Annotated in this window: 23 protein-coding genes and 2 tRNA genes; 8 read left to right on the top strand and 17 right to left on the bottom strand. The window is 62.9% G+C overall.

The features are described from left to right. Positions 1-37: 37 nt before the first annotated feature. The 3 genes from CGZ66_RS20895 to CGZ66_RS20905 all read right to left on the bottom strand — a co-directional run bounded on the left by CGZ66_RS20895 (position 38) and on the right by CGZ66_RS20905 (position 1,978). Positions 38-865: a helix-turn-helix domain-containing protein gene (locus CGZ66_RS20895; RefSeq protein WP_095087430.1), complete on the bottom strand. Its 828-nt coding sequence runs from the start codon at positions 863-865 to the stop codon at positions 38-40. Between the two features lie 103 nt (positions 866-968). Further along, a complete protein-coding gene (locus tag CGZ66_RS20900; protein ID WP_095088023.1) occupies positions 969-1,139 on the bottom strand; it encodes a hypothetical protein in 171 nt (56 codons plus the stop codon). Positions 1,140-1,192: 53 nt separating this feature from the next. Continuing rightward, complete coding sequence (locus CGZ66_RS20905) at positions 1,193-1,978, bottom strand: TSUP family transporter (protein ID WP_095087432.1); 786 nt, start codon at positions 1,976-1,978, stop codon at positions 1,193-1,195. A 151-nt stretch (positions 1,979-2,129) separates the two neighbouring features. Here CGZ66_RS20905 and CGZ66_RS20910 point away from each other — a divergent pair, with 151 nt between their 5' ends. Together CGZ66_RS20910 and CGZ66_RS20915 are read left to right on the top strand one after the other, a co-directional pair. After that, positions 2,130-2,561 (top strand): TerB family tellurite resistance protein, encoded by a 432-nt coding sequence (locus CGZ66_RS20910; protein WP_095087434.1) that lies wholly within the window; start codon positions 2,130-2,132, stop codon positions 2,559-2,561. Between the two features lie 45 nt (positions 2,562-2,606). Then, positions 2,607-3,092 carry an NUDIX domain-containing protein gene (locus CGZ66_RS20915; RefSeq protein ID WP_095087436.1) on the top strand — a complete coding sequence of 162 codons (486 nt, stop codon included), beginning with the start codon at positions 2,607-2,609 and terminating at the stop codon, positions 3,090-3,092. Between the two features lie 4 nt (positions 3,093-3,096). Here the strand turns inward: CGZ66_RS20915 and CGZ66_RS20920 are convergent, their stop codons facing one another. From CGZ66_RS20920 to CGZ66_RS20945, 5 genes are all read right to left on the bottom strand, one after another. After that, on the bottom strand, positions 3,097-4,719 hold the full coding sequence (locus CGZ66_RS20920) for an ABC transporter ATP-binding protein (RefSeq protein WP_095087438.1): 1,623 nt from the start codon (positions 4,717-4,719) through the stop codon (positions 3,097-3,099). Continuing rightward, a complete protein-coding gene (locus CGZ66_RS20925; RefSeq protein ID WP_095087440.1) occupies positions 4,716-5,585 on the bottom strand; it encodes an ABC transporter permease in 870 nt (289 codons plus the stop codon). The genes CGZ66_RS20920 and CGZ66_RS20925 overlap by 4 nt, the downstream gene beginning before the upstream one ends. Further along, positions 5,582-6,529 (bottom strand): ABC transporter permease, encoded by a 948-nt coding sequence (locus tag CGZ66_RS20930; protein ID WP_095087442.1) that lies wholly within the window; start codon positions 6,527-6,529, stop codon positions 5,582-5,584. The genes CGZ66_RS20925 and CGZ66_RS20930 overlap by 4 nt, the downstream gene beginning before the upstream one ends. A 265-nt stretch (positions 6,530-6,794) precedes the next feature. Continuing rightward, positions 6,795-8,273: an ABC transporter substrate-binding protein gene (locus CGZ66_RS20940; protein WP_095087446.1), complete on the bottom strand. Its 1,479-nt coding sequence runs from the start codon at positions 8,271-8,273 to the stop codon at positions 6,795-6,797. Positions 8,274-8,434: 161 nt separating this feature from the next. Next, a complete protein-coding gene (locus tag CGZ66_RS20945) occupies positions 8,435-9,715 on the bottom strand; it encodes an acetylornithine deacetylase/succinyl-diaminopimelate desuccinylase family protein (RefSeq protein ID WP_095087448.1) in 1,281 nt (426 codons plus the stop codon). Here CGZ66_RS20945 and CGZ66_RS39235 point away from each other — a divergent pair. The 4 genes from CGZ66_RS39235 to CGZ66_RS20960 all read left to right on the top strand — a co-directional run bounded on the left by CGZ66_RS39235 (position 9,714) and on the right by CGZ66_RS20960 (position 13,263). Then, positions 9,714-9,911: a hypothetical protein gene (locus CGZ66_RS39235; RefSeq protein ID WP_143748794.1), complete on the top strand. Its 198-nt coding sequence runs from the start codon at positions 9,714-9,716 to the stop codon at positions 9,909-9,911. The genes CGZ66_RS20945 and CGZ66_RS39235 overlap by 2 nt on opposite strands. Positions 9,912-9,936: 25 nt before the next feature. Further along, positions 9,937-10,365 (top strand): L,D-transpeptidase, encoded by a 429-nt coding sequence (locus CGZ66_RS20950; RefSeq protein WP_095087450.1) that lies wholly within the window; start codon positions 9,937-9,939, stop codon positions 10,363-10,365. Positions 10,366-10,676: 311 nt separating this feature from the next. Then, the gene (locus CGZ66_RS20955) at positions 10,677-11,885 is read left to right on the top strand and encodes a carboxylate--amine ligase (RefSeq protein WP_095087452.1); all 1,209 of its coding nucleotides are present in this window, start codon (positions 10,677-10,679) and stop codon (positions 11,883-11,885) included. A 169-nt stretch (positions 11,886-12,054) separates the two neighbouring features. Then, entirely contained in the window at positions 12,055-13,263 is a 1,209-nt protein-coding gene (locus tag CGZ66_RS20960) for an NAD(P)-binding domain-containing protein (protein ID WP_245331152.1), read from the top strand. Here the strand turns inward: CGZ66_RS20960 and CGZ66_RS20965 are convergent. From CGZ66_RS20965 to CGZ66_RS21005, 9 genes are all read right to left on the bottom strand, one after another. Next, positions 13,242-14,075 carry a class I SAM-dependent methyltransferase gene (locus CGZ66_RS20965; RefSeq protein WP_143748795.1) on the bottom strand — a complete coding sequence of 278 codons (834 nt, stop codon included), beginning with the start codon at positions 14,073-14,075 and terminating at the stop codon, positions 13,242-13,244. The two genes, CGZ66_RS20960 and CGZ66_RS20965, sit on opposite strands and share 22 nt — an antisense overlap. 108 nt (positions 14,076-14,183) lie before the next feature. Then, complete coding sequence (locus CGZ66_RS20970; RefSeq protein ID WP_167392216.1) at positions 14,184-15,170, bottom strand: lipid A biosynthesis lauroyl acyltransferase; 987 nt, start codon at positions 15,168-15,170, stop codon at positions 14,184-14,186. Between the two features lie 12 nt (positions 15,171-15,182). Beyond that, on the bottom strand, positions 15,183-16,211 hold the full coding sequence (locus CGZ66_RS20975) for a zinc-binding dehydrogenase (protein ID WP_095087456.1): 1,029 nt from the start codon (positions 16,209-16,211) through the stop codon (positions 15,183-15,185). 36 nt (positions 16,212-16,247) lie between these two features. Continuing rightward, entirely contained in the window at positions 16,248-17,519 is a 1,272-nt protein-coding gene (locus CGZ66_RS20980; protein ID WP_095088040.1) for a beta-ketoacyl-ACP synthase, read from the bottom strand. A 54-nt stretch (positions 17,520-17,573) separates the two neighbouring features. Next, on the bottom strand, positions 17,574-18,764 hold the full coding sequence (locus CGZ66_RS20985; RefSeq protein WP_095087458.1) for a beta-ketoacyl-ACP synthase: 1,191 nt from the start codon (positions 18,762-18,764) through the stop codon (positions 17,574-17,576). Between the two features lie 56 nt (positions 18,765-18,820). After that, positions 18,821-19,102 carry an acyl carrier protein gene (locus tag CGZ66_RS20990; RefSeq protein WP_010909964.1) on the bottom strand — a complete coding sequence of 94 codons (282 nt, stop codon included), beginning with the start codon at positions 19,100-19,102 and terminating at the stop codon, positions 18,821-18,823. Between the two features lie 176 nt (positions 19,103-19,278). After that, positions 19,279-20,421 carry a slipin family protein gene (locus CGZ66_RS20995; protein ID WP_167392190.1) on the bottom strand — a complete coding sequence of 381 codons (1,143 nt, stop codon included), beginning with the start codon at positions 20,419-20,421 and terminating at the stop codon, positions 19,279-19,281. 370 nt (positions 20,422-20,791) lie between these two features. Continuing rightward, positions 20,792-20,860, bottom strand: a tRNA-Leu gene (locus CGZ66_RS21000). Positions 20,861-20,862: 2 nt separating this feature from the next. Beyond that, positions 20,863-20,936, bottom strand: a tRNA-OTHER gene (locus CGZ66_RS21005). Positions 20,937-21,205: 269 nt separating this feature from the next. On the opposite strand from CGZ66_RS21005, the gene CGZ66_RS21010 reads away from it, so the two are divergent. Together CGZ66_RS21010 and CGZ66_RS21015 are read left to right on the top strand one after the other, a co-directional pair. Continuing rightward, on the top strand, positions 21,206-21,445 hold the full coding sequence (locus CGZ66_RS21010; protein ID WP_245331153.1) for a hypothetical protein: 240 nt from the start codon (positions 21,206-21,208) through the stop codon (positions 21,443-21,445). Next, a complete protein-coding gene (locus tag CGZ66_RS21015) occupies positions 21,442-21,726 on the top strand; it encodes a hypothetical protein (RefSeq protein ID WP_095087462.1) in 285 nt (94 codons plus the stop codon). Before CGZ66_RS21010 ends, CGZ66_RS21015 begins: the two co-directional genes overlap by 4 nt. The last annotated feature ends 89 nt before the right edge of the window (positions 21,727-21,815 follow it).

A 21,815-nucleotide genomic window follows, 5' to 3' on the forward strand; every position in this document is an offset into this window, starting at 1 on the left:
CTCTGGTCGAAGGCCGTTCCAGCGTCTTGAAGAAATGTTACCTGGCAAGTGCGGTCGGCGTCTCGCCGGCAAGGTCGCGGAATTCGCGTACCAGATGCGCCTGGTCGGCATAGCCGCAATCGGCGGCGATATCCGCCCAGTCGACGGTCTGCTGCCTCGACAGGCCGAGCGCCCGGTTGAAGCGCACGATGCGCGACAGCGTCTTGGGGCCGATACCGATCGCATCGGAAAAGCCGCTGGCGAGATGCTTGCGGCTCCGGCCCAGCCTTTCGGCGATTGACGAAATGCGGGTCCGGCCACCAGAGGTGATGATGCGGTCATAGGCCCAAGCGATTTCGAGCGGCGTTTCGGCGGCATTCTCGAGACGGGCCGCGACGAAGGCTTCGGCGATGTCGAAACGCGCTGCCCAGTCCGGCGCGTTGCCAAGCCGCTCGCGCAGCGCCATGCCTTCGGCGCCAAGCACGTCGTCGAGCACGACCATGCTGTCGGTGAGCTCGCTCATCGGCAGCTTGAAAAACCGGCGTGCGCCGAGCGGCGTGAAGTTGACCTGGACGCAGCAGGCGCCGCCGAAGGATTCAATCACCACCGGTCCGGCAAAAAGGCCGGCGGCGAAACTGGCGAAACGGTCATTGTCGCCCGGCGCCTTGCCGAGGCCGATGGCGAAGGGTTCGGCAAAGCTGATCACCAGCGGCACCGTCAGCGATGCATATTCGACATTGTGGAAATGGCCAGCAGCCGTTTCGCGATAGCTGCAGATGTCGGTGACGATGCCTTCAAGTGCAGGACTGGGCAAGCGCCGGCGCATCTCGAACCGCCCGGCAATGGAGCGGTCCTGTTCCTTCCGTTGCTGCATCTCGACTGGCATCGGCCATCCTTCTGCCGAGGCAAATCTAGCAGACCATTGGCCAGAATCAAAAGCGCCCGGCTTTTGGCCGGGCGCTCCAGGTCCCCACTTGAAGGGAAACTGGTCAGGCGCCGCGCATCAAGCAGCCGCCGGCAAGCACGATGAAGGCAATAAGAACAATCCACACCGATGCGAGTGGAATGAACGCAAGAACGCCAAGCGCGGCAAGAACACCGATGATGGCGATAACAACTGCAATGATGAAAACAATTTGGGTGGGTGCGCTAAGATTCATGTCTGGCTCCTCGCAACATGATTCGAACAGCGGCATTCTATCAGGGCGGGTGTTCACACACCAATCATGACACGCAGCGGGTTCGCCGGGTCGGCCAAGAGCTTCACGGCCAGCGCAAGGCAGACGACCACCAGCAGCGGCTTGATCAGTCTTGCACCGATGCGCATGGCCAGGCTGGCGCCGACGCGAGCGCCGAGGAATTGGGCAACGCCCATCATCAAACCGATCTTCCAGTAGACGACGCCGACCGCGGCGAAGACGATGAAGCCGCCGATGTTGGAGGCGAAATTGAGCAGCTTGGTATGCGCAGTCGCCTTGAGCACGCCGAAACCGGCGAGTGCGACGAAGGCCAGCATGTAAAAGGAGCCGGCGCCGGGTCCAAACAGGCCGTCGTAGAAGCCGATTGCGGGCGCGACAGTCAACCCGAACAGGAACGGTGACAGCCGCTCGGCACGGTCGACATCACCCATGTTGGGTTTTATGGCGAAATAAAATGCGATGGCGATCAGCAGAAGTGGCAGCGAGGCGCGTAGAATATCGCCCGGCACAATCGTTGCCAGCAAGGCACCGGCAGTGCCGCCGGCAACCGCCAGCAAGGCTGACGGCAGCTGTCGTCGCAGGTCGACATGGCCATTCGCGGCATAATGCATTGTGGCCGAGCCAGAGCCGAACATGCCTTGCAGTTTGTTGGTTCCAAGCGTTTCGATCGGTGAGAAACCGGCGAGAAGCAGTGCGGGAATGGTGATCAATCCGCCGCCGCCGGCGATCGAGTCGACAAAGCCCGCGGCAAAGCCGGCAAACGCCAGCATGGCGACGGTCTGGGTGGTGAGGTCGATCATTTGTTGTATGGAAATGTCCGGTCGGCTGAGATATCGGGCGTTCGACCACGACGGCCCTGTTTGCGCAAGGCCGATTCCGCGCTACCTCTATCCAAGCGCGTCGCGCTTGGGTGAAATCATGCGACGCATCTGAATCGGAAAGGGGCTCCTGATGGCATTCGCATTGCTGGACCAGATACGCTCGATCTTCGACGGCGACCCGGGCGTGCGCAAGGTGGCGGACGATCCGGTCCTGTCGGCGGAACTCTTGATGCTGTTCCGCATGATCCTGGCCGACGGGTCGGTCAGCGAGAGCGAGATGGTTGCCTTCCGACGCATCTGCAAGGACGCCTTCGGCATTGCCGAAACCAGCATCGATAGCGTCATCGAATATCTCAACGAGTTCGGCTACGAGACCAACGGCTCGCAGGCCATTGCGCTGTTCCGCGATCTCGACCTCGAGCGGCGCAAGCAACTGGCCCGCCATATGGCCGAGATCGCCAAGGCGGATTCGCAGCTAGCCGAGAGCGAGGTGCGGCTGCTCCGGCGCACGCTCGACCTGCTCGACATCAGTCCGGTCGACGTGGTCAAGCCGGAAGGCTGAGGTGTTGCTCGCGCAACGGTTTCGCTAGCTGCGGGGAGCGTTGGAATGGCCTTTGCCGACAGCTATCTGGGACAATTGCGGGCGCTGATCGGGGATCGTCTGGTGCTCATGCCGGGCGCTCGCATCGTCATCGAACGCGCCGACGGCAGCATCCTGTTGCAGAAACGAACTGATTTTGGCCTGTGGGGCCTGCCTGGCGGCAATGCCGAGGAAGGCGAGGGCCTGGAGACCCTCGTGGTCCGGGAGGTACTCGAGGAAACCGGGTTGATCGTCAGCGATGTCGAGCCGTTCGGGTTCGGCTGTGACCCGCACTATGAAACCTTCCAGTTTCCGAATGGCGATCGCGCCCAGTTTTTCGCGCTGATGTTCTACACGCGCTCCTTTGAAGGTGAGCCGGCCGTTACCGATGACGAGAGCAGTGCCGTCGGCTGGTTCGCGCCCGACGACTTGCCCGAAATGCTGCCCAATATGGCGCGCAGCATCGAGGCCTATCTCCGGTTCAAGACCACCGGAATATTCCAGATGATCTGATGGGCTAACCCTGTTCCTGCATCCGCCGAGCGATTGCCCGCTGCAGGTTCGGGGCAGCAGTGACCAGCACCTTGGCCGCCTCGGATTGCGGGTGATCCAGCACCTCGTTCGTCTTGCCGCGCTCGACGATCTTGCCGTCATGCATGACCAGCACCTCGTCCGTGACGGCGCGGGCGACGGACAGGTCGTGTGTGATGAAGAGATAGGCGATGCCGAGTTTTTGGTTGAGCTCGGCGAACAAATCCAGGATCTGGGCGCGGATCGAGACATCGAGCGCCGAGACCGGCTCGTCGGCGACGACCAGCTTGGGGCGGGTGATGATGGCGCGGGCGATCGAAAGGCGCTGGCGCTGGCCGCCGGAAAACTCATGCGGATATTTGTCCATGTCGCGCTGGTCGAGGCCGACTTCATGCAGCGCATGCGCCACCATTTCGTGGCGCTCGGCGCGCGTCGGCTTCTTGTCCAGAACATGCAGGGGTTCGGCGACCAGTTTTTCAACCTTCTGGCGCGGGTCGAAGGAGCCGTAAGGATCCTGGAAGACAACCTGCATGTCACGCCGGGCCGGCTTCAGTTCCGCTTCGCTCTTGTCGGTGATGGACTCGCCGCGAAACCGGATCGTGCCCGAGCTTGGTCGGTCGAGCGCCAGGATCATGCGGGCGAGCGTTGACTTGCCGCAGCCGGAGCGACCAACCAGCGCCACCGATTGGCCTGGCGCCATCGACAGGGATACATCGTCCACGGCACGGATATCAGGCGCACGCCTGAACAGCGAGGTGCGCCGGCCGGGATAGTCGCGCGTCACGCCCTCGACCTGAAGCAAGAGTTGGCTCGATCCGACGCCATGCGGCCTCGCCCGCGCCGGCACATGCATCGAGGCCTGCGCCAGTTGGCGCGTGTAGGGGTGGAGCTGTTCGGACAGCGTGCGCGCCGTGTCGCCGGCCTCCATCACCTCGCCGTGGCGCAGGATAGTGATGCGGTCGGCCATCTCGGTCACCACCGCAAGATCGTGCGAGATCAACAGCAAGCCCATGCGGCTCTCCGTGACGAGGTCGCGCAGGAGGTCGAGGATCTGGGCCTGCAGAACAACGTCGAGCGCCGTCGTCGGCTCATCGGCAATCAGCAGCTTCGGCTTCAACGCACAGGCGATGGCGATGACGACGCGCTGGCGCTGGCCGCCGGACAGTTCGTGTGGATAGCGCGAGAGAGGGAATTTTGCCGAGGGCAGGCCGACGCGGTCGAGCATTTTTCGCGCACGCTCCTCGGCCTCGGCGCGGCTTGCCCTGGTGTGCCAGCGTATGCCCTCGGCGACCTGTTCGCCGATCGTCTTGACCGGATTGAGCGCCGTCATCGGCTCCTGGAACACAATGCCGATGTCGTCACCGCGCAGTGCGCACATCTGGTCCTCGGTTGCCGCAAGGATGTCGATGCCGTCGAACAAGACGCGCCCGGACGCGCGCGCGGCATGAGGCAGAAGCTGCATCACCGTCAGCGCCGTCATCGACTTGCCCGAACCGGATTCACCGACCAGTCCCATGACCTCGCCGGGCGCAACGGAAAGCTCCATGCCTTTGAGGATCGGCGTGTCGCCTATGGTCAGCGACAGGTTCTCGACCTCGAGCAGGCTCATCGCTGCCGCCGCGATTTCGGGTCGAGGATGTCGGCGATGCCATCGCCCAGAAGGTTGAGCCCAAGCACGGTGACGACGATCGCCATGCCGGGAAAGATTGCCATCCACGGCGCCACCACCATGCGGGTCTGCGCGTCGAACAGCATGCGGCCCCAGCTCGGCATTGGCGGTTGGGCGCCCAGGCCCAGATAGGAAAGCCCGGCTTCGGCCAGGATGCCCAACGCGAACTGGATGGTGCCTTGCACCAGAAGCAGCGTGGCAATGTTGGGCAGGACATGTTCGATGCTGATCTGCGTGCTGCTCTTGCCGGCGGCGCGCGCGGCAAGGATGAACTCGCGCGGCCAGATCGCCAGCGCGCCGGCCCTGGCGACACGGGCAAACACCGGAATGTTGAAGATGCCGATGGCGATGATGGCGTTGACGGCGCCCGGTCCGAAGATGGCGGTGATCATGATGGCCGACAGCAAAGCGGGGAAGGCGAAGACGAGATCGTTCAGCCGCATCAGCGCCTCGTCGACGAGGCTACCGCGCGCCGCGGCAAAGGCGCCGAGCGGCACGCCGACACCCATGCCGATGCCGACCGCGACCAACGCCACGGCAATCGAATTGCGGGCGCCGACCATGACCATCGACAGGATGTCGCGGCCGAAATGATCGGTGCCGAACCAGTGCGCCAGCGAGGGGGCCTGCGTCTTGTCTGATATCACCAGTTTCGTGACGTCGTAGGGTGTCCAGACGTAGGAGATGATCGCCATCGCCAGGATCAGCAAGGTGATGACGAAACCGGCAACGAACGCGGTGTTCCTGAAAGCCTTGGCCAGGATGCTGCCGAACGTCTCCTCGGGGATTTCGATGTGCAGCGTCATTGCCGGCTCCTCAGACGCGGATCGACGACTGCATAGGAAAGGTCGACGAGGAGGTTGACGGCAATGACGGCGGCGACCAGCAGCATGACGACGCTTTCGACGACGATCAGGTCGCGCTGGGTGATCGCCTGGAATACCAGCCGGCCGAGGCCGGGCAGATAGAAGACATTCTCGATGATGATGGTGCCGGCAAGCAGGAAGGCGAACTGCAAGCCGAGGATGGTCAGCACCGGGATCATTGCGTTGCGCAGCGCGTGCCGCCACAACACCGCGCGGTAAGGCAGGCCCTTGGCGCGGGCGGTGCGGATATAGTCCTCGTTCAGCACCTCGATCAGCGCCGAGCGGGTGACGCGCGCCAAGATCGCGGCCTGCGGCAAGGCAAGTGCCACTGCCGGCAGCAGCAGCGATTTCAGCGCCGGCCAGAGGCCTGCGCCCCAGCCGGGAAAGCCGCCGGCCGGAACCAGCCGCAGCCAGACGGCGAAGACATAGATCAGCATCAGCGCGAACCAGAAATTGGGGACAGCGACGCCAAGCTGTGCGGCGCCCATCGCCACTGTATCGCCGGCCCGTCCGCGCCGGCTGGCCGAAAACAGGCCGACCGGAATGGCGATGATGGTGGAGAGCGCCAGCGCAATCAGCGCCAGCGGCAGGGAGACAGCCAGCCGCTCGCGTACGAGATCGATGACCGGCACCGAATAGGTGTAGGAGCGGCCGAAATCGAGACTGAGCAGGCCGCCGGCCCAATGCAGGTAGCGCCAAGGCAGCGGTGCGTTGAGCCCCATCTGATTGCGCAACAGCTCGACCTGGTCGGCGCTGGCGTTCATGCCCAACATCAGCCGCGCCGGGTCGCCGGGCAGGATCTCCAACACGGCGAACACCACGATGGAGGCCAGCACCAGCGTGGCAATGGCGATGGTGAGGCGCTTGAGGAGATAGACGGTCATGAGGCCGCTGCGTTGCCGATGGCAAAGAGCTGGGAATGGTGTGGCTCCGTCCCACCCCACTCAGCCCTGCCGGGCATCTCCCTCGCAAGGGGGGAGATTGCGCTCTCACCGCGGCTTTCGCCAACCACCGATGTCGTGCAAATCAATAAGATCGCAAAACGGGAGCCATCGGCCGAACTGCCGATCTCCCCCCTTGCGGGGGAGATGCCCGGCAGGGCAGAGGGGGGTGGGACGGAACGCAAGTTCCGCAGGAAAGAATGAGTCTTCAATCCGACCACTTCACCTTGGTCAGGTCATTGGCCTGGATCGGTGCGTTTTCCCACAGCCCTTGCAGCTTGGCATCCCAGACGCCGACCTTGGGCAGTTCGAAGAGGAAGCCGACCACGGCATCATCGGCCAGGATCTTCTGCGCCTGTCCGAGCAATTCCTTGCGCTTGGCCTCGTCGGAGGTGAGGTTCAGGTCGGCAATCACCTTGTCGAAGGCCGGATTTTCGTAGTTGAAGTAATAGTCCTTGCGCGAATAAATATCGATGTCGTTGGGCTCGGTGTGCGAGACGATGGTCAGGTCGTAGTCCTTCTTGGTGAACACCTGATCCAGCCACTGCGCCCATTCGACCGGGATGATCTCGAGATCGATGCCGACGTCGCGAAGTTCCGAGGCGATGATCTCGCCGCCGAGCCGCGCGTAGGAGGGCGGCGGCAATTTCAGCGTCGCCTTGAAACCGTTCTCCAGTCCCGCTTCCTTCAGCAGTTCCTTGGCCTTGGCGACATCATGCGGATAACGGCCGGTGAGGTCGACATAGTCCTTGTTGGCCGGTGACATGTGCGAGCCGATCGGCTGGCCGAGGCCGGCCGAGGCGCCGTCGATGATCGCCTTGCGGTCGAGCGCATAGGAGATCGCTTGTCTCACCTGCAATTTATCGAAAGGCGGCTTCTTGTTGTTGATCGACAGGAGGGTTTCGCCTTCGGTCGCGCCGATCACCACTTTGAAGCGCGGGTCGTCCTTGACCTGCGCGACGCTGTCGGCATCGAAGAACGGAAAAGCCTGGATGTCGCCCGACAGCAGCGCCGGTACGTAGGCCGCCGCATCCGGCACGATGCGGAACTCGGCCTTGTCGAGGGACACCGGCGTGCCCCAGTAATTGTCCGACTTGACCAGCGTGATCGACGACCCCTTGGCCCAGCTCTGGAATTTGAACGGGCCGGTGCCGATCGGCTTCTCCTTGTTGGTGTCGGCCGATTCAGGCGCCACGATCACCGCGTCGCCCCAGCCCATATTGTAGAGGAAGGAGCCTTGCGGGTTCTTCAGCGTCACCTTGGCCGTTGCCGGATCCACCACGTCGACCTTGTCGATCGCGGCGAACAGACCCTTCTGCGCATTGACCGAATTGTCGGCGCGGGCGCGGTCGAGCGAGAACTTAACGTCACTGGCGTCGAAATCGGTGCCGTCGTGGAATTTGACGCCGGTGTGCAGCTTGAAGGTGTAGACCTTGCCGTCATCGGAAATGGTCCAGCTTTCGGCCAGATCCGGCAGCACCTCGCCATTTGGCCCGATGCGGGTCAGGCCCTCGAACACATTGGCGTAGAGAACCTCGTCGATGGCTGCGGCAGCACCGGCGGTCGGATCGAGATGCGGCGGTTCGAGCGGGATGCCGATGACGAGGTCGGTTCGCGCGGCGAATGCCGACGTGCCAGTGGCCAGCGACAGCACCGCTGCGGCCAGGATGGTTTTCCACAATCTCATCGTGCAACTCCCCATGCGTTTTCAGACACGTGCTCAAACCCGGGCGATAGAAGCGTGATTTGGCCACGGAGTAAATTGCGTTTCGTTCTGCCCGGCAGGATGGCTGGGAATGTTTTTGCCGTGACAGCCCTGTCGGCTGGTCGAAGCTTGTTGCGATGCGACTATCCCGTGGCTGTGCCGCGCAGCAGCACGTTGAGCCCGATCGCCATCACCTTGGCCGCTTCCACCATGTCCGATATCCCGACCCATTCGTCCGGCCGGTGGGCGAGGTCGAGAATGCCCGGACCGTAGGCGATGCAATCATAGATATGGCCGATGCGGGCAATGTGCTTCTGGTCGTAGGTGCCGGGCGAAATGACATAGTCCGGTTCGCGGTCGAAGATCGCCATGATTCCTTGCGCCACCGCCTTGACCACGGGCGCGTCGCGCTCCGTCATCAGCGGCAGCACTTCCATCAGGTCGCGGATCTCGTAGTCGAATTTCTTCCGCTGGCGCTTCAGCCGGTCGAGAATGCCAGTCACTTCACCTTTGACCGTGTCGAGGTCCTCTTCGAGCAGGAAGCGGCGGTCGATGGTCAGCCGGCAGGAATCGGGCACATTGGGCGAAGGCAGGCCGGGCCGGAAATCCTCGGTCTGGCCACCGTGGATGGAGTTGATGTTCATGGTCGAGCGCTTGGCGCCTTCGGGCACCACCGGCATGCGCGTCGTCTTGCGGTCGAGCGCGGGGAACAGTTCATCCTCGAAGGCCTGCAGGACGGCGCCCATATGGCGCACCGCATTGTCGCCCAGAAACGGCATCGAGCCGTGCGCGATCTCGCCCTTGGTCTCGATCTCGGCCCACCAGACGCCGCGATGACCAAGGCAGATGCGGTCCTTGTTCAGTGGCTCGGGGATGATGACGTGGTCGACCCTGGGTTTCGAGAAGTAGCCGAGCCTCGCCAGATGGGCGACGCCGCCGAAGCCACCGGATTCCTCGTCGACAGTGCCCGATATTTCGATGGCGCCTGGAAAGTCGGGAAACACCTCCATGAAGGCTTCCGCTGCAATGACCGAGGCGGCAAGGCCACCCTTCATATCGCAGGCACCCCGGCCGTATACCTTGCCGTCGCGGACGACGCCGGCAAAGGGATCGACGCTCCAGCCGTCGCCGGCTTCGACAACGTCGATATGCGAGTTGAAGTGGACGCAGGCACCGGGCGACCGTCCGTCGAACCGTGCAACGACATTGACACGCGGGTAGCGATCGGTGTCGCCGGGTGTGCCTTCGGCGCGGATGAATTCGGTCTCGAAGCCACTCTTCCTCAGTCGCGCACCGAGATATTCGGCGCATGGCCGGTAGGCCTCGCCGGGTGGGTTGATGGTCGGAAATCGGATCAGGTCGGCGGTCAGCGCGACGACATCGTCGCGCCGGTCATCGATAGCCTTGAGGAGTCGCTCGTTCATGCGACGAGTTGAGCAGCGATATCAGCGGTTTTGCAAGCCCGACGGTGAACAGACCGGTGCGGCGTGTCGTTGCGGCAACTATCGCGCGAAATCGTTCAAATTCGCTGCTTTGGATTGGCGAATTGGTCAAGGAGTGTGTGCTATCGCATCACTTGCCATTAAAAAGATGAAAAACAACGTGATGGCAGGCAAGTAAGGGGCAATCAAAGGGGTTTGATCGCATGAAAAAGACTGTTCTCATGGCAGCCGTGTTTGTCGCGATGCTGTTCGGTGCCGCGGGGCAAGGCTGGGCGGCCAGCCTCGTTGCAAACATAGATGTGTCGTCGCAGACGATGACGGTCAGATACGGCTTTTCGGTTTACCGGTGGAGCGTGTCCACCGCGCGATCCGGCTATTTCACGCCGCGTGGCACCTATCGGCCGCAACGCACGGCACGGATGTGGTATTCGCGCAAATACCATATGTCGCCAATGCCTTATTCCGTGTTCTTCCATGGCGGCTATGCCATCCATGGAACCGGCGCCGTCAGGCAACTCGGCAGGCCGGCATCGCATGGCTGCGTGCGGCTGCACACGGCCAACGCCGCGACCTTCTATTCGATGGTGCGGGAAGTGGGTTTCGGCAATACGCGGATCGTCGTGACGAACTAGGGCCGTCGGTCGGGCATCGTCCGCGGCGCAGTCTTGTCTTATGTTAGCCGGTTCAACGTCGGTGGATTGCTGAACCGGTCCAAGTCGGAACGCATAACAATCCTGGCATGGTCACTGCCGGCTGCCGGGGCCTCTTTCTAAAGCGGCGCCAATTTTCATTACCATGTGGAAAGCATTGGTATGAGACGTTCCGCCGGTGGTGGCGGCACCTGGGCGACCAGCTTCTATATGAGATGTCTCTTACTTTTTGCAGGCCGGTCAATCGGTAACCAGAAGTCTCGCCACTGCGCACCGATTGTCGGATTTGACGGATGCTCTCCCAGCCAGAAATGGACGATCGTGTTTCCAGTCGGCCCGCCGGGGTGGTTATTCTTGGTGGGGCGCACGGGACGCTGGCGCTGGCCAGGAGCCTTGGCGCGCAGAAAGTGCCGGTCTGGCTGATAAGCGCCGACACGCCTTTGCCCCGCTTTTCGCGTTACGCTCATCGGCAGATGACGTGGCCCGGCCCCGAGGATGACGGCGCCGTTGCCTTCCTGCTCGACCTGGCTGCGACCCAGGGATTGGGCGGCTTTCTTCTGGTTCCCGGTGGCGACCCTGAAGTTCGCCTGGTGTCGCAAGCCATCGAGCAACTGTCCGATGTATTCGACGTGGTCCTGCCACCATGGCAGCAGCTGAAATGGGTCTGTGAGAAGCCGCTTCTGTATCGCCGTGCCCGCGAACTGGCGCTCGCCATTCCGCTGACCTACGAGTTGACTTCGGTTGAGCAGGCAGGGGCGGCCGAGCTTCGCTTTCCCGTCATCCTGAAGCCGAACATGGGCGGGCGCAGCCGTTTCGCCCGTGCAAAGGCCATTCTCGCCAACGACCAGGCGTCGTTCCTGACAGCCTACAAATGGGCCGCCGAAGACATTGGTTTTGAGAATGTCGTCGTCCAGGAAATGATACCGGGAGGAGGAGAAAACCAGTTTTCCTACGCGGCGCTTTGGAACCGGGGCGCACCGGTGGCCGAGTTCACTGCCCGCCGCAGCCGGCAATATCCGGTCGATTTCGGCTATACCAGCACGTTCGTGGAGGTCGTCGACGAGCCGCAGCTGATCGACGCCGCGCGCCGGCTTCTTGGATCGATCGGTCACCACGGACTGGTGGAGGTCGAATTCAAGCGCGACCCCCGCGATGGCTCGTTGAAGATACTCGATGTCAATCCGCGACCCTGGACATGGTTTGGGCTTGCCGCTGCCGCGGGCGTCGATCTCGGCGCCATGCTTTGGGCGATCAGATCGGGCCGCGAGGTCAGGGCGGTCTCGGCGCGGCCGAATACATCCTGGATGTACCTGGCTCGGGATATAGTGGCCGTCAGCAAGTTGATCTCAAGTGGCCGGCTGACAAGGCGGGCCTATTTGCGCTCGTTCGGTTCGGTGCGGGCATGGGCGACATTCACGGCAAGCGACCCGATGCCGGGCCTGATCGACATACCCTTGACCATGTGGAGAGTGCTGACGAGGCGAATACTTCGTAGGCGGTGAAAACATTAACCGACAACGCCAGGTCATCTGTCGGACAGGCGGTAGGATGCGGTTCATTTCCGCATTCTTAACCTGGGAATGTTTAGGACGACGGGGTGTCCGACCGGGTTTCAGTCGGGATCAGGCGTCGAGAAAACGGGACCACGAGACCAGTGACATGATCGCTCCCATGCCCAGGACCGATTGCGAGGTGGCTGTGATCGGTGCCGGACCGTTTGGGCTGGCCGTTGCTTCCGCCCTCAAGGCGGCGGGCATTGAAACGATTGCCCTCGGCGGCGCCATGTCCTTCTGGCGCGATCACATGCCGAGAGGCATGAGGCTGCGCTCACCCTGGCATGCGACCTATATCGGCCACACCAAAGGTTCGCTCTCGCTTGATTCCTACGCAGCGGTCCTTGGAATCTCGCCGCGCGAACCGCTGCTGCTCGAAAACTTCGTCGACTATGGACTGTGGATACAGGCCCAGGCGGTTCCCGATCTGGATACGCGCATGGTTGGCCGTGTCGAGACGGCGAGGGGAGGGTTTCGCCTCGCCCTTGCTGATGGTGATGCCGTCCAAGCGCGGCGTGTCGTCGTTGCCACCGGGCTGATGAATCAGCAGATGATCCCCGCCGTCTTCAATGGAATGCCCGCCGAACTGGTCAGCCATGCCAGCGAACATGCCGGCTACGAGGCCTTTCGCGGCAAACGGGTTGCCGTCATCGGGCGCGGGCAGAGCGCCTGCGAATCCGCGGTGCTGCTCAAGCGTAGCGGGGCGGATGTCGAACTTGTCTGCCGTGGCGACATCCATTGGCTTGGGTATCGAACGCTGTCGGGAAACAAAAGCTGGAGTTTGCGCGACTTCGCTTCGGAGCGTCTTGCGTCTCCCTCCAGGGTCGGCCCCTTCCCACTGTCCTGGCTGGTCGAAGTTCCAGGCTTCGTGCACCGGTTTCCGGAGGCAGCCAGAGACGGGCTCAACACGCGCAGTCTTGGGGCCGGCGCGTCAGGCTGGCTGAAGCCGGACTTCGATGGAATAAAGGTCAATGCTGGCAGCAGGATTGTCGGTGCTGCCGCCAAGGACCACGCCATCGAACTGCGGTTCGAGAAGGATGCCGCCACCTTCGATCATATCCTGCTGGGAACGGGCTACCGGATCGATATCGCCAGGCTCGGGCTATTCGCGCCAGATGTGCTTGCCGCCATCGCGCGTCGGGAAGGAGCCCCGGCGCTCTCCGCGGGGTTCGAGTCGAGCATTCCAGGCCTGCATTTCGTCGGTGCGAGCGCCGTCGGCAGCTTTGGTCCGCTGATGCGTTTCACTGCCGGCACGCCATACGCCGCGCGCAACGTCACGCGTTTCGTCAAGGCCAGAGGCAAGGGTTACGCCGCGGCGCGAAACTGAAAGACCGCGTAGTCGATGGTTCGGATCGCATCGAGGAAGCCGGGCATCGGCGGCACGGGAAGTTCCATGAAAATGCCGGCCTCGCGGATTGCAGGCCTTGCCCAATCGATGGCGCGATGGCTTGAGCTTCCGTAGACGACGAAGCAGTCCCGCTTGTTTCGTTCGAGCGACGACACGAGATTTTTCAGCACGATGTCGAAAACGTCGTTGGAAAAAGGATTGTAGAAATAGACCACCAGGGGCGCATCGGGAAATTCGTAGGTCGCCGCGTCCGCCTCGACGACACTGAGCGCGCGGCATTTCTGCGACGGGTTCCTGAAGCGCCTTATGTTGCTCCTGGCGATTTCGACCAGCTCGCGAGCGAACTCCACCCCGATGATCTCTGCAAACGGATAGCGCGACGCCAGCAACAGCGTCCGCGATTTTCCAGAGCCGATGTCGATGAATGTGCGGCCCTGGAGGTCCTGGGGCAGCGACTTCATGATGAAATCAAAGGTTTTCGGCGAGGTGCATACCGCTTCGTTGCCCTTGCTGCGATGCGGGCCGACAACATCGAGCGCGGCGAGCTGGATCGAACCGGCCGTATCGACATCGTGCCGGCGATCCCATTTTCGCGCGAGGCGGTCGGCGACGATATAGCGGACGTTCCGCAGGACAAAGCCAACGCTCGCGCCGATCCCATGCTGACGAACGAGCCTGACCGGCTCCAGCAAGCCTCGCTGGCGGATAAGGGACCAGGCCCTGCCAAAACGGCCAAACGAGCGGTCCTCGAGCCTATCCCGGTCGGCGCGACGCGTTTCGAGACTAACCATGCAACGGTCCCAGCCGATGAACATCCCTGGGATATCTGCGCCCTGGTCGTTTAAGATTCCCTGACCAACAAAGCTACGAATGTCAGGACCGGTGGCCAATCAACGGGCTTAGGCGCCAGCGACTGGCGCTCCCACCTGCGGGGGCCGCTTTCTGCGCCGGCCGCCGATCTCCCACCTTTTGTGGAACCACATCCACTGACCAGGGTCTTCGCGCACCCAGCGCTCGACCACGTCGTTGAGAAGCTGGGTGGTGGCACGGACGTCGACGATGCCGTCAGCGGTCCGAGGCAAGGTCAGTTTGTCCTCGATCTCGAGCCGGAAGCGGTTGCCCGGAAGCCTGACGCAGCGCGCCGGATAGACGTCGCAGTCGTAGTGACGGGCAAGGGTTCCCAGGACGCGATTGCTCTGGCAGGGGCGGCCGAAGAACGTCGTCTCCAGGCCGTTGGTGAATTTCTGGTCGACCAAGACGCCGATGTTGCCGCCATTCTCCAAGACCCCGGCCAACGCAAACGAGGCGCCGGCCATCGATGGCAGCAGTGATCCCATCGTCGAGCGGCGCGTCGAGAGGATGTAGTCGGCGAGATAGGGGTTGTTGGGCGGGCGAAACAGCGCCGTGATGTTCATGCCGAAGGTTGCGGCGGCCACCGGCAGCAATTCGAAATTACCGAGATGGCCGGTGAAGACGATGTGCGGCTGCTTTTCGGCGGCGATCTCGATGAAATGTTCTATCCCCTTGACCTCGACGCGTCCCGGGCTGGTGGCTGCGGGATCGTAGTCGAACAGGGCATCGAGAAAGATGTATTCGGCGGCCAGGCGGGCCATGTTGCCCCACATGTCGGAGGCGATGGCCTGGATCTCGGCTTCGCTCTTTTCCGGATAGGCCCTGCGCAGATTGTCGACGGCGACCTGATGGCGCCCGACCCGAGGGCCGACACGGCGTGCGACGCGGTCGGCAAAATTCAGCGCGCTGTCGGCCGGCAGCAGGCGCAGCGCCGAGATGACCATCATCGCCGCACGCGCCACCAGCCAGTAGTTCAACTGGCGCAACTGCCTGCCATAGCGAAATTTGAGATCCCGGCGAAACTTCTTGAGCACTGAGGTCAAGCTCTAGTCGACGCGCAGGATGATCTTGCCGAACACGTCGCGGCCTTCCATGCGCTTCAGCGCGGCATCGATATCGTCGAAGCCGACTTCGGTGTCGATGACCGGTGCGACCTGTCCCGCCGCCATTTTCTGCATGGCGTTGGCCATGTTCTCCATGCGGCAGCCGAAGGAGCCGAGCAGTTTCAACTGCTGCTGGAACAGCTGCATCAGGTTGATCTGCGTCGACACGCCCGAGGTCGAGCCGCAGGTCACCAGGCGACCGCCGCGCTTTAGGCACAGCATCGAGGCGGCAAAAGTGTCGGCGCCGACATGTTCGAAAACGACGTCGACGCCCTTCTTCTTGGTCAGCTTGCGCACGACGCCTTCGAAACGGTCGTCGCGATAGTTGATGACATGGTCGGCGCCGAGCGCCCTGGCCTTGTCGATCTTGTCGTTCGAGCCGACCGTGGTGATGATCGTGCAGCCCATCCGCTTCGCCAGCTGGATGGCCGCCGAACCGATGCCGGAGCCACCGGCATGGACAAGGATGGTCTCGCCTGGTTGCAGCCGGGCATTGTCGAACAGCATGTGCTCGACGGTGCCGAAAGTGACGGGCGCCACTGCGGCACCGATATCTGTCACGCCGGGCGGGGCGGGGACCAGAAGGCGCGCCGGCAGGTTGATCTTTTCCTGCGCGAAGCCGTCGAGATGGAAGCCGTGAACCCCCGAAACATGCTCGCAGAGATTGTCGCGGCCTTCGCGGCAGGCACGGCAAAGGCCGCAGGTGCGCGCGCCGTAGATCGAAACCAACTGTCCGGGCAAGAGACTGGAAAAGCCGGGACCGACCGCCTCGACCTCGCCGGAGGCTTCCGCGCCGACGACCAACGGCAGCTTGCGCTTGGCGAAGGCCATGCCGCGCCAACCCCAGACGTCGATGTGGTTCAGCGCCACCGCCTTGATGCGCAGCGTGACTTCGCCGAGTGCCGGCGGCGGGGGAGGCGGCAGGTCCACCGTTTCAAGACGGCGGTCCTCGATAAGTTGCAGTGCGCGCATGGAGCCTGTCGGTTCTGTTGAGCGGAAAAAGGTCGCTTAGACCGGTTCCCGCGCCATGACAAGGCAGGTGTTCTGGCCGCCGAAGCCGAAGGAGTTCGACAGAACGGTGCGAACCTCGGCATTGCGCTTCTTGTTCGGCACCACGTCAAGCACGATCGCCGGGTCGGGATTGTCGTAGTTAATGGTCGGCGGAATGACGCTTTCGCGCATCGTCATCAGCGAGAACGCCGCCTCGACCGCGCCAGCCGCTGACAGCGTATGGCCAATCATCGACTTGTTCGAAGAGATCGGCATCGAACCGATCCGCTCGCCGAACACCGTCGACAGCGACAGATGCTCCATCTTGTCGTTTTCCGGCGTCGAGGTGCCATGGGCGTTGACGTAGTCAATCTCGTCTTCGCCCAGGCCGGCATCGGCAAGGGCGGCACGAACCGCCGCGATTGCCGGCGAACCGTCGGGCTTCGAGCGGGTGCGATGGAAATCGTCGGCCTTCTCGCCGCAGCCGCGCAGGATGCCGAGAACAGTGGCGCCGCGCGCGAGCGCTGCCTCCAGAGATTCCAGCACGAGCGCGCCGGAACCCTCGGCCAGCACGAAGCCGTCGCGGTCCTTGGAGAAGGGTTTTGAGGCCTTTTCCGGAATGTCGTTATGGGTCGAAAGCGCCGACAGCAGCGAGAAGCGGATCAGTGCCTCGGCGGTCGCCGAACCATCGGCGCCGATCGACAGCGCGCGGTCGCATTCGCCGCGGCGGATCGCCTCGACGCCGAGCTGGATGGCAGTGGCGCCGGAGGCACAAGCGGTCGACAGCGTGATCGGGAGGCCGCGTGTGCCGAAACGGTCTGCGAGACGGTCGGCGATCGAGCCGAATTGGGTGGTCTCGAAAATGTCTGTTTCCTTCAGCCCGCGCGCCACCCGCAGCAGCCTTTCGGCGCCGGCATCCTGTTTGTCGGAATTGTAGAGCGAGAAGCGTTCGTGCCAGTCGAGTTCGACCGGTGGCGAAGCCAGGAACAGAGGGCCACCGAAATCACTGGAATTGAGACCGGCTTCGGCCACGGCCTCGTGCGCGGCGGTTTCGGCCAGTTCGTAGGTGAGGGGGCTGGCGCCCTTCGAACTCGACGCCAGGAAGTCGACGGTGCCGGAGATACGGGTGTTCAGATGATCGACCGGAAAGCGGGTGATCGGGTGGATGCCCGACTTGCCCGAGGTTAGCGCCGCCCAATTGTCGGCCTTGCCGACGCCAAGCGAGGTCACCACGCCGATGCCGGTGACGGCGACGATCGGCCTGCCCATGTGATCGTTCAGATTGGCCATCCGGAAGCCCTCGACCTTTTTGTATCGTTGCAGCATGGATCGCAGGGCACCGCCTCAGGCGGCGTTGACCAGCGCCATGCCCTCGAATTGGTGATAGCCGATCGCCGTTGCAAGGACGGTGGCGGGAACGCCTTCGAATGGCGTCTCGGCAGCGGCATCAAAAACAGGGTAGGCGGCCTTGCGGTCGACGGCGAGTGCGGCCAGCGCCACGGCGAACGGAAACTGCGCTTCCTTCATATGTCCGGTCAGCGTCGAGAAGCCGCGAGAAGCGATTGCCGGATTGGCATCGAGCGCCGCTTTCTCCGCGCCGGTTGCCGCATGCGCGCCCGACGCGCCCGACAGGGCAAGCAGCTTGCCGTTCGGCAGCGCCGCCTGGCTGAGCAGCGCCGCGATCTCGGTGTCGAGTTCTCCGCGCCGCCGCCTGGCGCGGCCGGAGACGACCGGCCCGAGTTCGGCATAGATCTTGCGCCCACGGCTTGTCGCGTGTTCGCGCTGCTCCAGCACCAGGAAGGCACCACCGGAGCCCGACACCACGCCGCCACCTTCAGCGCCCCGTCTTTGCCAGACCGGCTTCCACGGGCCGCGATGCAGGTAGCCGGCAAGCTCGTAGCCGAGCAGCATGTCGGAATGTTCGGTCTGGAAGGCACCGCCGACCAGGATGTGCGTCGACTGGCCGGAGCGGATGCGCGCGGCAGCCGTCTCGACGGCGGCGACGCCCGCACCTTCCTCACCCATGAAGGTTCTGGACGAGCCGGTCACCTTGTGGACGATGGAGATGTTACCGGCGAGCAGATTGGAAAGCTGCGCCAGGAACAGTGTCGGCCGCAGTTCGGTGGTGAGCTTCTCGTTAAGCAGCACGTCGCGGTCGTTGCGGCTTTCCGAAGCGGCGAGAATCGCGGCATCGACCGCCTCGTCGCGTTCGCCGCCACCGGCGGCCACAACCATGTCCATGGTCGTGCAGAGTTCGTCATTGCCCTTGATGCCGGCGTCGTCCAGCGCCAGGCCGGCGGCATAGGTGCCGAGCCTCTGCCAGGTTTCCATCTGACGCTGGTCGCCGCGCTTGGCGATCTGCAGGTTCCAGTCGATCTCCGGCAGCGGATGGACGGTGTAGGGCGCGAAACGCGCGGCCTCGAGCACCGGCTGCAGGCCGGGCTGGGCGAGCTTCTGCCAGTGGGCGTCCGGACCCTCTCCCAGAGAGGAGACAAGGCCGATACCAGTGATGACGACGTCGCGGGGGCTGCTCATGGGCGGCTTTGTGGGTCAGGCGGCAGAGCACGTCAAGATCGCGCGCTCAACTGACGTCAAGCAGTCTTGGCGGCGACCAGCGCGTCGATCTTGGCGCACAGGTTCTTCATGACGAAGTAATCGTCGGTCGAAGCCTTGCCGTCATTGACCTCCTGGGTCCACTTTTCCAGCGGCACCTTGATGCCGAATTCCTTGTCGATGGCGAAGACGATGTCGAGGAAATCGAGGCTGTCGATGCCGAGATCGTCGATCGTGTGGCTCTCGGGCGTGATGGTGTCGATATCGATCTCGCTGGTGTCGGCAATGATCTTGGCGACTTTGTCGAACGTGGTGGACAAGTGGCTTTTCCTTCGGTTGCGGGCGGAATCTGTCCGCATGTGTTTGGGCGCTGTCTAATCGGTTTTTCCCGGCAGGAAAAGGCCTGATACGCGGGGCGCAGATGGGTAGGGCGCTCAAGAAACGCAAGAAGGGCCACCGGTCGACCCGGCAGCCCTTCCCTTGACGATACGTAAGCTCAGCTGTCGCGGAGCTTGACCAGGTCGTTGAGCAGCCCGCCCGTTCCGTTGTGGACGGTCAGCCGCTCGACCTTGCCGGCGATGGTTTCCAGAGCCTCGAGCTCCTTCAGCCGCAGCATCACCGGGTTCTCCGCCATCACCTTGGCCGTGTTGAGCAGCGAACGCGTGGCGTTCGTCTCCTCACGGCGACGGATGATGTTGGCCTCGGCCTGCTTTTCGGCCGACACCACCTGGTTGAGGATCTCGCGCATCTCGCCCGGCAGGATGACATCCTTCAGGGCGATATCGCTCACCTCCACGCCGATCTCGGCCATGTCGGCGCGGACCTTGGCCGCCGCTTCCTCGTCGACCGTCACCTTCTTCTCAAGGATCTGGTCGAGCGTCAGCGCGCCAAGCGTCTTGCGGAAGGCGTACTGCAGGGCACGGTAGAGGGCTTCGGAGAAGTCCTTCACAGCGCTCACCGCCTTGACCGGATCGACGACCCGGTATTCGGCGGCGATGTTGACGCGGATCGTAACGCGATCCTTGGTCAGCACTTCCTGCCCGGCAACGTCGAGCGACTGGCGCTTGAGGTCGACGACCTTGATCTGCACCATGCGTCCGACGTTCCAGAAAGCATGCACGCCCGCAGACAGCGTCCAAACGAGGACACCATCGATGAACAGCAGTCCGGCCTGGCCGTCGACGACCGGATGGACGGACATCAGTTCCGCCTTCCGGGCCTGGCCGAGCCGGCGCATGACCGCCGCATCGATGGCCAGATCGGCCGACGTGTCGATCAGCGTCACCTTCCACGGACCGGCATCCGTCCACAGCACGAGCTTGCGATCCGGCGCCAGCACGGCATGCAGGTTGCCGTCACGCTCGATGACGGCGACGTCCGTGCGCCCGGTGCGAACGACGGTGAAATGACGCGCGGCTACATCCGGGAGCTTGTCGAACAACGCCTTCTCGTATGCCGAAACGAATTCCGGGTTCTTCAGATCGTGCCGCGACACTTCGAGGCTTCCGCGCCGGTTGGCGAGCCAATGTTCGCCCGGCAGCAGGACAGCCTTGATCTCACCCTTGTAGAGGGTGAGGGCACGTTCGTTTTCCCTTACGAGGACGCGCTCGCGTCCAAGAACCTTGTCGAGAATGGTCATTGTCTTACTCCTGTCGGGCATGGCCCCATGCGAGGCGTCAAGTCATGCGTCGATCTTCCCTTCGTTTCTCGTTTCACATCGTCTCTTGCGTCATGGTCCGGGCACGAATGATCCGGGGACTGGTGGCATCAATCCGTGGCGGGCCTGCGGGAGCGGATCGCGGGGCAGCGAAGCGGGCGCCGGAGGCCTTGGCCTCCCTTGCCGGCGACGTTGCGCCTTGACCATCACCGCGGGCCTGGCCGCGAGCCGATGGCGTCAGACTTTCAGGATGACCCACGCCCTAAGGCTTGGGCCGTCCGTCAGATCTTCAGCATTCCAGTCCCCGGACCGTTTTTCAGATAACACCGTGGCAGGGTGCTGGCTTATCAGGCCAATGGAGAAGGATTCGAACCTTCGACAATCAGAACCTAAATCTGATGCTCTACCAAACTGAGCTATCCGTGGTGCAGACAGCAGGAATCGAACCTGCGACCTCCGGACCCAAATCCGGCGCTCTCCCGCTGAGCTATGTCCGCGATCCCAATCCCCAAAGCGGCGCCGTATACAGGGCGGCAAAGCCGCCTGCACGGGCGGAGACGAAAGCTCCAACCGTTGTGCTCACTTCGGTTTTCGTGACCGGGTGCGCGCCTATAGCCCCTGCGACGGGTTGTCGCAAGCGGCATTGTCGTGACCAATTTGCGGCTTCTTTCAGTGGTGGCATTTCGGCAACACAAACGGCAGTCGCCGGCGTGCGCTTGTGTGTACCAATGTACCCTGGTACACGATGGCCATGGATATAGAGCGCGTGCAGACAGGGGTTCGCCTGGAAAAGCGGCTGGTGAAGGTCCTCAAGGCCTTGGCTGAACATCGCGACATGAGCCTCGGCGATCTCATCGAGGGCATCGTGCTGCATGCTTTCGAAGGGCAGTCGCCGTTTTCGCCGGCGACACTCGAAACAATCGGCCAATTGAAGCGCATCTATGGGCTGGAGCTTGGCGCCGCGGACAGCCACCGTCTGACCGAACGGAAGGGCGAAGGCGGATGACGAGCCATCTTGAGCGTTGCCACAGCATCGTCCTTTCCGGTCCGGTCGATCGCGTCTTTCCGCTGTTCTCGCCGATCGGCGAGACCTTGTGGGTGGAGGGCTGGGATCCGGAGTTTCTGCATCCGCAAGGCCGCGAAACGGAGCAAGGCATGGTCTTCCGGACCGCCCACGGTGACGAGACGACGCTCTGGGCCTGCGCTGACTGGGATCCTGTCGGGCATCGTGTCCGCTATGTCAGGGTCACGCCGGATTCACGTTTCGGATTTGTCGAGGTGGCTTGACATCCGGCGGCGGATGGCGGCACCGAGGCATCGATCGCCTACACGTTCACCGCCCTGAACGCGTCAGGCAGGTCGTATCTATCGGCGCT

It is taken from the genome of Mesorhizobium sophorae, from assembly GCF_002270415.1.
Classification (GTDB): domain Bacteria; phylum Pseudomonadota; class Alphaproteobacteria; order Rhizobiales; family Rhizobiaceae; genus Mesorhizobium; species Mesorhizobium sophorae.